The sequence below is a fragment of the Pseudomonas sp. 8AS genome (assembly GCF_902506505.1).
Classification (GTDB): domain Bacteria; phylum Pseudomonadota; class Gammaproteobacteria; order Pseudomonadales; family Pseudomonadaceae; genus Aquipseudomonas.
This window is the reverse complement of the sequence record NZ_LR733406.1, coordinates 118,270-129,285: the sequence shown is the minus strand read 5'-3', so window position 1 is coordinate 129,285 and position 11,016 is coordinate 118,270. Positions and strand designations below refer to the sequence as shown.

The following is an 11,016-nucleotide window of genomic DNA, read 5'->3' as shown; positions in this document are numbered from 1 at the left end:
CGCGGCCATGAGCGAGGGGCACGGCATGCAGCCAAGCGGCGTCTGGGCCTTGAAACCCCTGGCCGATATGTCACAGACGGAGTTCCGCGACTGGCAGGCGCTGCTGGAAGAGCGCACCGGCGTGGTGATCAGCGAGCAGCGCCGGGCCTTTTTGCAGACCAACCTGACCGCGCGCATGCGCGAACTGGATGTCGCCGACTACACCACTTACTACCGTCAGGTCACCGATGGCCCGCGGGGCGCGGTGGAGTGGTCGACCCTGCTGGATCGCCTGACCGTACAGGAGACCCGCTTCTTTCGTCATCGGCCGTCCTTCGATGTGCTCGACAGCTATTTGCGCGGGCGCCTGGCGACCGATCAACAGCAACAACCCTGGGCGCTGTGGAGTGTCGGCTGCGCGAGCGGCGAAGAGCCCTACTCGATGGCCATCTGTGCCGCCGAGGTGCTGCGTGAGAGCGGCAGTGCCCAGCAGTTTGGCGTCACGGGTACGGATATCAGCCTGAATGCGTTGAGCAAGGCCCGCGAGGCCGTGTACGGCGCGCGCCGGCTGGAGCAGTTGGACGCGGACCTGGGCGAGCGCTATTTCGCCACCCAGGCCGATGGTCGTTTCAAGGTAGTGCCGGATCTGGCGGCACGTATCTGTTTCGCCAGATTGAATGTGCTGGAACTGGGCAAGGCGCCCCTGACCGGCATGGACGTTATCTTCTGTCAGAACATGCTGATCTATTTCCGCCGCTGGCGGCGCCGCGAGATCCTCAACCGCCTGGCCGAACGCCTGGCGCCGGGGGGCTTGCTGGTCGTCGGAGTGGGGGAAGTGATCGGTTGGCAGCACCCGGACCTGGTCCCGGTCGCCGACGAGCGCGTGCTGGCGTTTACCCGCAAGGGCTAAGACAAGAATATGAGTGGAGTCGGTATGGGTGATCGGCACGACTATGTCGCCCTGGAGTGGGTCAAAGGCGAGATCGCGGAAACCCTGAAACAGGCCCGCCAGGCCCTGGAGGCGTTCGTCGAGAACCCGCAGGACCCGACGCGCATGCGTTTCTGCCTGACCTATGTGCACCAGGTGCATGGCACCCTGCAGATGGTCGAGTTCTACGGCGCGGCCCTGCTCGCCGAGGAGATGGAGCAACTCGCCCAGGCCCTGATGGAAGGCCGCGTGAGCAACCAGGGTGAGGCCCTGGAAGTGCTGATGCAGGCCATCCTGCAGCTGCCGGTGTACCTGGAACGGATCCAGAGCGCGCGGCGCGACCTGCCGATGGTGGTGTTGCCGCTGCTCAACGACCTGCGTGCCGCCCGTGGCGAGAAGCTGCTGTCGGAAACCAGCCTGTTCTCCCCGGACCTCTCCGCCAGCCAGCCGGCGCTGTCCCACGAATCGCTCGACAGGCTGCGCACCGCCGAACTGCCGGTGCTGCTGCGCAAGCTGCGGCAGATGCTGCAGATGGCCCTGGTCGGGGTGATCCGCAATCAGGACCTGCCGACCAATCTGGGCTACATGGCGCGCGTCTTCGCCCGCCTGGAAAGCCTGTGCAAGGACGCGCCGCTCGGCCCCATCTGGGCGATTGCCTCGGGCATGGTCGAAGGCCTGGCCAATGGCAGCGTGGCCAATGGCGCCTCGGTGCGCACCCTGCTGCGCCAGGTCGACAAGGAGCTCAAGCGCCTGGTCGAACAGGGCGCCGACGGGATCAACCAGGCCGCCCCGGATGACCTGGCGAAGAACCTGCTGTTCTACGTGGCCAAGGCCCCCGCGCAATCGCCACGCATCCGCGCCCTGAAAGACCAGTACCGCCTCGACGACGCGCTGCCGGACAGCGAAGTGGTCGACGAGGAGCGCGCGCGCCTGGCCGGCCCGGACCGCGACGCCATGCGTTCGGTGGTTGCCGCCCTGTGCGAGGAACTGGTACGGGTCAAGGACAGCCTCGACCTGTTCGTGCGCAGCGACCGCAAGCAGGTCGCCGAACTGGATGGCCTGCTGGCGCCGCTCAAGCAGATCGCCGACACCCTGGCGGTGCTCGGCTTCGGCCAGCCGCGCAAGGTGATAGTCGATCAGATCGACGTGGTGCACAGCCTGTCCCTCGGCCAGCGCGAACCCAGCGATGCGGTGCTGATGGATGTCGCCGGCGCCCTGCTGTACGTCGAGGCGACGCTGGCCGGCATGGTCGGCCCGGCCGATGACCGGCAGAACGAACAGAGCCACCTGCCCACCACCGACGTGGCGCAGATTCACCAGTTGGTGATCAAGGAAGCGCGCAATGGCCTGGAACAGGCCAAGGACGCGATCATCGAGTTCATCGCCTCGCAGTGGAACCACGAGCACCTGGCCCGTGTGCCGGAGCTGCTGACCCAGGTCCGTGGCGGCCTGGCAATGATTCCGCTGGCGCGTGCCGCCGCCCTGCTGCAGGCCTGCAACCGCTATATCCAGGAACAGCTGCTGGCGCGCAAGGCCGTGCCCAACTGGCAGAACCTCGACACCCTGGCCGATGCCATCACCAGCGTCGAGTACTACCTCGAGCGCCTGGCCGAAGACCACGCGACCCAGGGCGACCTGATTCTCGATGTCGCCGAGGAAAGCCTGGAAAGCCTGGGCTATCCGCTCAAGGAAAAGCCGTCGATCCTCGATCGCATCGAGCCGGCCACCGAGACCTTCGCGCCGCACGCCGACCCGCTGCACGACATCGACGTGCTGTCCGCCGCCGAACCGGATCAGCCGCTGCCGGCCGAGCCCGAGGCGGAAATCGAACTGCAGCTGCCGCAGGACGAGGCGCCGGCGCTCGACCTCGAGGCACTGGGCGAGGCCGAGTCCTTCAGTCTGGATGAGCTGAGCAGCGAGTTCGCCTCGCTCGAACAGCCGGCCAGCGAGAGCGAGCTGCTGGTCAGCGACGATAACTGGAGCCTCGGCGAGATCGACGGCGCCGCCGCGCCGGAAAGTATCGACCTGAGCCTGGATGCGCCGCTGGAACTCGCCGACTTCGACGCCGAACTGCCGAGCTTCGATCTTGAGGAGCTGGCGCCGCAGGCCGTTGATGTGGCAGCGGTCACCGCCGAGCTGCCGCTGGCGGAGCTGGATCTCGATGCCCCGGACGCCGAGCTGCTGAACTGGGATACGGCCGAGATCGCCGCACTGGACCTGCCGGAAGTCGAGCTGTCGAACGAACCGTTCGCCGTCGAAGTCCCCGCCCCGCTGATCGACAAGCCGCTGTCGATGGCCGACGTGATGGCCGCCCCGGTGCAGGCGATCAACCCGCCGGCCCAGGATGTGCCGCCCAGCCTGCTGCCGCCGCCGGCCGACGAAGAGCCGGTGGACGAGGAACTGCTGGAAGTCTTCGTCGAGGAAGTCGGCGAAGTGCTGGAAACCATTGCCCAATACCTGCCGCAGTGGTGTGCCGACACCGCCGACAAGGACGCCCTGACGGAAATCCGCCGGGCCTTCCATACCCTCAAGGGCAGCGGCCGCATGGTTCGCGCCCTGGTCATCGGCGAGCTGGGCTGGTCGATCGAGAACCTGCTCAACCGCGTGCTCGACCGCAGCATCGAGGCCTCTGCGCCGGTGCAGCAGGTGGTCAAGGATGTGGTCGCGCTGATGCCGGCCCTTGTCGAAGAGTTCGCCGCCAAGGCCCAGCGCCAGCGTGACGATGTCGACCTGCTGGCCGCCACCGCCCATGCCCTGGCCCGAGGCCAGCAGCCGCCGCCGAGCGGTCCTGGTTCGGCACCGGGTACCGAGCCCGAGCTGCCGGCCGGCAAGCTTGCCGAGGCGCCTGAGCCCGCGGCCGGGCCGCAGGCCGCCGCTGCGGCGGGTGAGACGCCGGCCGCCGAGCTGGACGAAGCCCTCGATCCGCAGCTGCTGGAAATCTTCCGCAACGAGGCGGAGACCCATCTGGACGCCCTGGTCGGCTTTCTCGCCGACTGCGCCCAGGAATTGCCGCAGCCGGTGACCGATGCCCTGCAGCGCGCCCTGCATACCCTCAAGGGCAGCGCGTACATGGCCGGCATCCTGCCGATCGCCGAAATCGCCACGCCGCTGGAGAAACTGGCCAAGGAGTTCAAGGCCAACCTGATCCCCATGGATCTGGCCGAGGCCGAGCTGCTGCACCGCGCCGAACAGCTGTTCCGCGCCGGCCTGGAGCAACTGGAAAGCCATCCGCTGGCGCCGATCCCGGGGGCCACCGAGCTGCTCGCCGATGTGCACAAGCTGCACCACGAACGCCTCGACAGCGCCGATCAGGAGCGCCAGGACGAGCCGGGCGAAACCCGCGACCCGCAACTGATTTCGATCTTCCTCGCCGAAGGCATGGACATCCTGCTGGATGCCGAGGACCTGCTGCGCAAATGGCGCGAGCACCCCAGCGAACAGCAGGAGCTGAGCGCCCTGCTGGAAGAGCTGGCGACCCTCGGCCGCGGTGCCGAGATGGCCGAACTGCCGCAGATCGACGAGCTGTGCCAGGCCCTGCTGGCCCTGTACCAGGCTGCCCTGGACGGCCGCCTGCCGATCAGCGAGCGCTTCTTCAGCGAGGCCGAAGCGGCCCACGAAGCCCTGATCGGCATGATGGACCAGGTCGCCGCGGGCCTGCAGGTCAGCGCCCAGCCGGAGCGGGTTGCCGCGCTCCACGCCCTGCTGGCCGAGGCCTTCGCCCCAGCCACCCTGGCCCTGCTCGAACCGCAGATGGCCGGGCTGGAAGTCATCGAGCTGGATGAAGTCGATTTCCCCGCCGCCAGCGAGCCGCGCCCGCCAGTTGCGGCTGAGCCCGAGGCGCAGGCCGAACAGCCTGCACCGGTGATCAGCGGCATGCCGGAAAACCTCGACGAGGAAATGGTCGAGATCTTCCTCGAGGAAGCCGTGGATATCCTCGACAGCGCCGGTCAGGCGCTGGACCGCTGGCTCGCCGAGCCCGACAACAGCCTGGCGCTGTCGTCCCTGCAACGTGACCTGCACACCCTCAAGGGCGGTGCGCGGATGGCCGAGATTCGCGCCATCGGCGATCTGGCCCACGAGCTGGAATCCTTGTACGAAGGGCTGGTCGATCGCCGCTTCAGCCATTCGCCGTACCTGGCCGGCCTGCTGCAGCAGAGCCACGACAGCCTGGCCGTTCTGCTGGAGCAGCTGCAGGGCCGCAGGCCACTGAACGACCCGGCGGCGCTGATCGAGGCGATCCGCGGCTTCCGCCAGAACGGTGGTGCGCCGGGCCTGGCGGCCGCCGCGGTGGCCGTGCACGCTGATTTGAAAGCCGAAGCCGAAGCCGAAGCCGAAGCCGAAGCCGAAGCCGAAGCCCTGCCCGAACTGCAGGTCGAGGAAGAGCTGCCCGAGCTGAGCCTGGTCGACAGTCCGCTTGAGGCCGAACTCGCCGAATCGGCGGAAATGGACCTGGGCGAACTGGCCGATGTCGAGTTCAGCACCCCCAATCTGGGCGATGCGGCGGACTTTGCCGCCGCTGCGGAACCGGTGCCCTTCGTCATCGAAGAGCCGCAGCTGGAAGACCTGCCCGACCTCAGTGGCGCCGACTGGTCGCTGGACGGTGCCTTGCCCGAGCTGGGCAGTGAGCCGCTGGTGGCGGCTGCCGCCGAGCCGGCCGAGATGCCTGCCGAGGAGCAGGAGCCGGCCGCCGCGGCCGACCCGATCTGCTCCGCAGAACCCTTCGCCGGCGTCGACGAAGCGTTGCTCGCTGCCGAGCCGGCAGTGCAGGCCGCGCCGCAGTTCGTCGAGTGGGCGGCAAGTGACGCCGCCGAATCTGCAGCGCAGCCGCTCGAACAGCCGGCTGCCGTGATTCCTGCGCCGCCGGTTGAAGACGACCGCGACCCGGAGCTGGTGGAAATCTTTCTCGAAGAAGGTTTCGACATCATCGAAAGCGCCGGCGCCGCCCTGCAGCGCTGGATGGGCGACATCAACAACAGCCTCGAGGTCGAGGCCCTGCAGCGCGATCTGCACACCCTCAAGGGCGGCGCGCGGATGGCCGAGATCCGCGAGATCGGCGACCTGGCCCACGAGCTGGAGTTCCTCTACGAAGGCGTCGGCGACGGCCGCCTGCGTGCCGGCCAGGACCTGATCGGCCTGCTGCAGGCCTGCCACGACCGCCTGGCGGAAATGCTCGAGGCGGTGCGCGACCATCGCGCCGTGCCCGATGGCGAGGCGCTGATCGCCACCATCAAGCAGTTTCGCGCCAACCCCGCGGAACAGCTGAGCATCCCCTCCAGCGTGCACCTGCAGCCGGTGGTGGAGGACGACTCCGCCGCCGAAGACGAGATCCTCGACATCTTCCTCGAGGAAGGTGACGACCTGCTGGAGGCCATGGAGGCCAGCATCGGCCGCTGGGAGGCCAGTCGCGAAGACGGCAGCGCCATCGACGAGATGCTGCGCATCCTGCACACCCTCAAGGGCGGTGCGCGGCTGGCCGGGCAGAAGCGCCTGGGCGACCTCAGCCACGACCTCGAACAGCACCTGACCGAGGCCCAGCAGCAGGGCGCTCCCTGGCCGGAAAGCCTGTTCCTCGATGTACAGTCCGGTTATGAAGGCCTGCAACAGGAGCTCGACCAGCTGCGCCAGCGCCTCGACGCGCAGACGCAAGCCGAAGCCGCGCAGCCGCAAACCGCGCCCGCCGAAGCGCCCGCGCCTGCGCTGGTGACCCTGAATACGCCGCTGGTCGCCGCCAGCAGCCAGCCGCAGGCCAGGCAGGAACAGCGCGTCCTGCCGTTCGTCCAGCGCGCCGCCGAGGCCGCTGCCCGCGCCGCCGCCCAGCGCGCGCCGCAGGAACTGGTGAAGGTGCCCGCCGAGCTGCTCGAAGGCCTGGTCAACCTGGCCGGTGAGACCTCGATCTTCCGCGGTCGGGTCGAGCAGCAGGTCAGCGACGTCGGCTTCACCCTCGGCGAGATGGAAGCCACCATCGAGCGGGTTCGCGACCAGCTGCGCCGCCTCGACATCGAAACCCAGGCGCAGATCCTCAGCCGCTACCAGGCCGAGGCCGAGCGTGCCGGCTACGAAGACTTCGACCCGCTGGAAATGGACCGCCACTCGCAGCTGCAGCAGCTCTCGCGGGCGCTGTTCGAGTCCGCGTCCGACTTGCTCGACCTGAAGGAAACCCTGGCCGCGCGTAACCGCGATGCCGAGACCCTGCTGCTGCAACAGGCGCGGGTCAACACCGAGCTGCAGGAAGGCCTGATGCGCACCCGCATGGTGCCGTTCGACCGCCTGGTGCCACGCCTGCGCCGCATCGTGCGCCAGGTGGCGAGCGAGCTGGGCAAGCAGGTCGAATTCCATGTCGGCAACGCCGAAGGCGAGATGGACCGTACCGTGCTGGAACGCATCGTCGCGCCGCTGGAACACATGCTGCGCAACGCCGTCGACCACGGCATCGAGCCGGCCGACAAGCGTCGCGCCAGCGGCAAGCCCGAGGCCGGTAATATCCGCCTGAGCCTGGGCCGCGAGGGTGGCGACATCCTCCTGACCCTGGCCGACGACGGCGGCGGCATCCGTCTCGATGCGGTACGCCGCAAGGCCATCGAACGCGGCCTGATGGACGCCGACTCCGATCTGTCCGATCACGAGATCCTGCAGTTCATCCTCGAGGCCGGTTTCTCCACCGCCGAGAAGGTCACCCAGATCTCCGGGCGCGGCGTCGGCATGGACGTGGTGCATTCCGAGGTCAAGCAGCTCGGCGGCTCGATGAGCATCGAATCGACCGTGGGCGAGGGCACCCGTTTCCTCATCCGCCTGCCGTTCACCGTGTCGGTCAACCGCGCGCTGATGGTGCTGTCCGGCGAAGACCTGTATGCCATCCCGCTGAACACCATCGAAGGCATCGTGCGGGTCTCGCCGTACGAGCTGGAGGCCTACTACGCGCCGGATGCGCCGCGCTTCGAGTACGCCGGCCAGGCCTACGAACTGAAATACCTCGGCGACCTGCTCAACAACGGCCAGCAGCCCAAGCTGATCGGCCAGAGCCTGCCGCTGCCGGTAATCCTGGTGCGTTCCAACGAGCACGCCGTGGCCGTGCAGGTGGACAGCCTGGCCGGCTCGCGCGAAATCGTGGTGAAGAGCCTCGGCCCGCAGTTCGCCGGGGTGCACGGCATCTCCGGTGCGACCATCCTCGGTGACGGTCGCGTGGTGGTGATTCTCGACCTGCTGGCGACCATCCGTGTGCGTCACGCGCACCTGCTCAGCCAGCTGCAGCAGCCGCGCCTGGCCAGCCATGTGCCGCAGAGCGTGGCGGAAGTCGAAGCGGACCGGCCGACCCTGGTCATGGTGGTCGACGACTCGGTCACCGTACGCAAGGTCACCAGCCGCCTGCTGGAACGCAACGGCATGAACGTGCTGACCGCCAAGGACGGGGTCGACGCCATCGCCCAGCTGCAGGAACACAAGCCGGACATCATGCTGCTGGACATCGAAATGCCGCGCATGGACGGTTTCGAAGTGGCCACCCTGGTGCGCCACGACGAGCGCCTGAAAGACCTGCCGATCATCATGATCACCTCGCGTACCGGCGAGAAGCACCGCGAGCGGGCCATGGCGATCGGCGTCAACGAGTACCTGGGCAAGCCGTACCAGGAATCCGATCTGCTCGAAAACATCCAGAAGTTGGTCAAGCACCATGAGTGATAGCCGTACAGCCGCAAGGATTGCCGTGATTGCCGATACCTCGCTGCAGCGCCATGTGCTGCAGCAGGCCTTGTCCGGCAATGGATACCAGGTCGTGCTCAACAGCGACCCGGCGCGCCTCGACGAGGAAGCCCTGGCCGCCTGCGAGCCGGACCTGTGGCTGGTCGATCTGGCCCAGTCGGAAGATTCGCCGCTGGTCGACAACCTGCTCGAGCGCTCCAACGCGCCGGTGCTGTTCGGCGAGGGCCATGCCCCGGAGCGCCACTCGGAAAACTACCCGCGCTGGGAGCGCAGCCTGTTCGGCAAGCTCAAGCGCCTGGTCGGCGACCCGGCCCAGGCCATCGGCCCGAGCCTCGAAGCCCTGCTCGCCGAGGCGCAGCGCCCCGGTCGCCTGGAGCTGCCGGCGGCCCTGGCCGATACCCCGCTGGTGGCCGGCGAGCCGGCGCGTCAGGTGTGGCTGCTGGCGGCTTCGCTGGGCGGTCCGGAGGCGGTCAAGGCCTTCCTCGATGCCTTGCCGGGCGGTCTGCCGATCGGCTTCGTCTATGCCCAGCATATCGGCGCCAGCTTCGAGACCGCGCTGCCGCAGGCCGTCGGCCGGCATAGCCAGTGGCACGTCAACCCGGCGCGGCATGGCGACCCGATTCGCTGCGGCGAAGTGGTGGTGGCCCCGGTGTCCCACGAGCTGGGCTTCGCCGATAACGGCGCCATGCAGGTCTGCGACCGCGCCTGGCCGGAACCCTACAGCCCGTCCATCGACCAGATGATGCTCAACCTGGCCCAGCACTTCGCCGGCAACTGCGGCGTGATCGCCTTCAGCGGCATGGGTAGCGACGGCAGTGCGGCCGCCGCCTACGTGCGGCGCCAGGGCGGGCAGATCTGGACCCAGCGCGGCGACAGCTGTGCCTGCCCGAGCATGCCGGACAGCCTGCGCGAGGGCGGCTACAGCGCCCTCAGCGGCGACCCGCGCGAGCTGGCCGCGGCGCTGGTGAACCACCTGGCCGAGCAGTGCGTCTGACGCCCGCTTCGCCTTCGTACAGGATTGATCCATGAGCCAAGCCGTAAGCACCGCCAACAGCGTCAGCAACCTCACCGCCCTGCTGGTGCCCCTGGCCGACCGCACCCTGCTGTTGCCCAACGTGGCGCTGGCGGAACTGATCCCCTACCGTGCGCCGCACGTCACTCCCGGTCTGCCGGGCTGGTTCCTCGGTCAGGTGGCCTGGCGCGACCTGCAGCTGCCGTTGCTGTCGTTCGAGGCGGCTTCCGACGGCCAGCCGCAGATCGGCCCGGGTGTGCGCGTGGCGGTGCTCAACGCCCTCGGCGGGCGTGACCAGGTCAAGTTCATCGCCCTGCTGGTACAGGGCATTCCACGCTCGCTGAAGGTCGACGGCCACCTGGCGCGGGCCAACGAACGCCTGGCGCCGCTGGAGCTGGACGCCGTGCAGCTCGGCGAAGCCGTGGTGAAGATCCCCGACCTGATCGGCCTGGAGCAGAAGCTGGCGGACGCCGGGCTGATCTGAGCCACGCTGCGCCAGTATGGAAAAAGCCCGCTTCGGCGGGCTTTCTTGTGGGCGCGGTATTTGAGGTTGCGTGCTCGGCCGTAGGATGGGTTGAGCCGCGCAGCGGTGATACCCAGCGTCATGCCCGCTATCGATGGGTATCGCTGCGCTCAACCCATCCTACGTCTTGAGCCTAGAAATCGCCCCAGAGCTGCTGCGCCACGCTCAGTGCCACCACCGGTGCGGTCTCGGTGCGCAGCACCCGCGGACCGAGGCGGGCGGCGTGGAAGCCGCAGGCCTTGGCCTGCTCCACTTCGGCGTCGCTGAGGCCGCCCTCCGGGCCGATCAGAAAGGCCAGGGTGGTGGGTTTGGCGTGGCTGGCCAGCGGCTCGGCGACCGGGTGCAGCACCAGCTTGAGGTCGGCTTCGCTCTGTTGCAGCCAGTCGGCCAGCAACACGGGCGGGTTGATCTGCGGCAGTACCGAACGGCCGCACTGCTCGCAGGCGCTGATCGCCACCTGGCGCCAGTGGGCCAGGCGCTTGTCGGCGCGTTCGTCCTTCAGGCGCACTTCGCAGCGTTCGGAAACGATCGGGGTGATTTCGCTGGCGCCCAGCTCGGTGGCCTTCTGGATCGCCCAGTCCATGCGCTCGCCGCGCGACAGGCCCTGGCCCAGGTGCACACGCAACGCGGACTCCGGTTGCCCGCTGAGCTGCTCGCGCAGCTCGACCCGCACGCTCTTCTTGCCCACTTCGATCAGCTCGCCGAGGTACTCCTGGCCGCTGCCGTCGAACAGCTGCACGGCGTCGCCCACGGCATGGCGCAGCACGCGGCCGATGTAGTGCGCCTGGGTTTCCGGCAGCTCGTGCTGGCCGAGGGACAGGGGCGCGTCGATAAAGAAGCGGGATAGGCGCATGGGGCGAGAACCTGGGACAGAAG

At 68.3% G+C, this 11,016-nt stretch carries 5 protein-coding genes; 4 read left to right on the top strand and 1 reads right to left on the bottom strand.

Translation table 11 applies throughout. The features are described 5' to 3' along the window. Positions 1-25 precede the first annotated feature (25 nt). From GV001_RS00570 to GV001_RS00555, 4 genes are read left to right on the top strand one after another with little or no spacing between them, the layout of a single operon-like run. On the top strand, positions 26-889 hold the full coding sequence (locus GV001_RS00570) for a protein-glutamate O-methyltransferase (RefSeq protein WP_160083087.1): 864 nt from the start codon (positions 26-28) through the stop codon (positions 887-889). A gap of 24 nt (positions 890-913) precedes the next feature. Further along, complete coding sequence (locus tag GV001_RS00565; protein ID WP_160077101.1) at positions 914-8,584, top strand: Hpt domain-containing protein; 7,671 nt, start codon at positions 914-916, stop codon at positions 8,582-8,584. Further along, positions 8,577-9,599 (top strand): chemotaxis protein CheB, encoded by a 1,023-nt coding sequence (locus GV001_RS00560; protein WP_160077099.1) that lies wholly within the window; start codon positions 8,577-8,579, stop codon positions 9,597-9,599. Before GV001_RS00565 ends, GV001_RS00560 begins: the two co-directional genes overlap by 8 nt. 31 nt (positions 9,600-9,630) lie before the next feature. Continuing rightward, positions 9,631-10,101: a chemotaxis protein CheW gene (locus GV001_RS00555; RefSeq protein ID WP_160077097.1), complete on the top strand. Its 471-nt coding sequence runs from the start codon at positions 9,631-9,633 to the stop codon at positions 10,099-10,101. 172 nt (positions 10,102-10,273) lie between these two features. On the opposite strand, the gene GV001_RS00550 is transcribed toward GV001_RS00555, so the two are convergent. Continuing rightward, positions 10,274-10,993 carry a 16S rRNA (uracil(1498)-N(3))-methyltransferase gene (locus tag GV001_RS00550; RefSeq protein ID WP_160077095.1) on the bottom strand — a complete coding sequence of 240 codons (720 nt, stop codon included), beginning with the start codon at positions 10,991-10,993 and terminating at the stop codon, positions 10,274-10,276. Between the last annotated feature and the right edge of the window lie 23 nt (positions 10,994-11,016).

Excerpts from the sequence above, each read along its gene's own strand:
- GV001_RS00570 (WP_160083087.1), top strand. The coding sequence starts at position 26 with ATGCAGCCAAGCGGCGTCTGGGCCTTGAAACCCCTGGCCGATATGTCA.
- GV001_RS00565 (WP_160077101.1), top strand. The coding sequence starts at position 914 with ATGGGTGATCGGCACGACTATGTCGCCCTGGAGTGGGTCAAAGGCGAG.
- GV001_RS00560 (WP_160077099.1), top strand. The coding sequence starts at position 8,577 with ATGAGTGATAGCCGTACAGCCGCAAGGATTGCCGTGATTGCCGATACC.
- GV001_RS00555 (WP_160077097.1), top strand. The coding sequence starts at position 9,631 with ATGAGCCAAGCCGTAAGCACCGCCAACAGCGTCAGCAACCTCACCGCC.
- GV001_RS00550 (WP_160077095.1), bottom strand. The coding sequence starts at position 10,993 with ATGCGCCTATCCCGCTTCTTTATCGACGCGCCCCTGTCCCTCGGCCAG.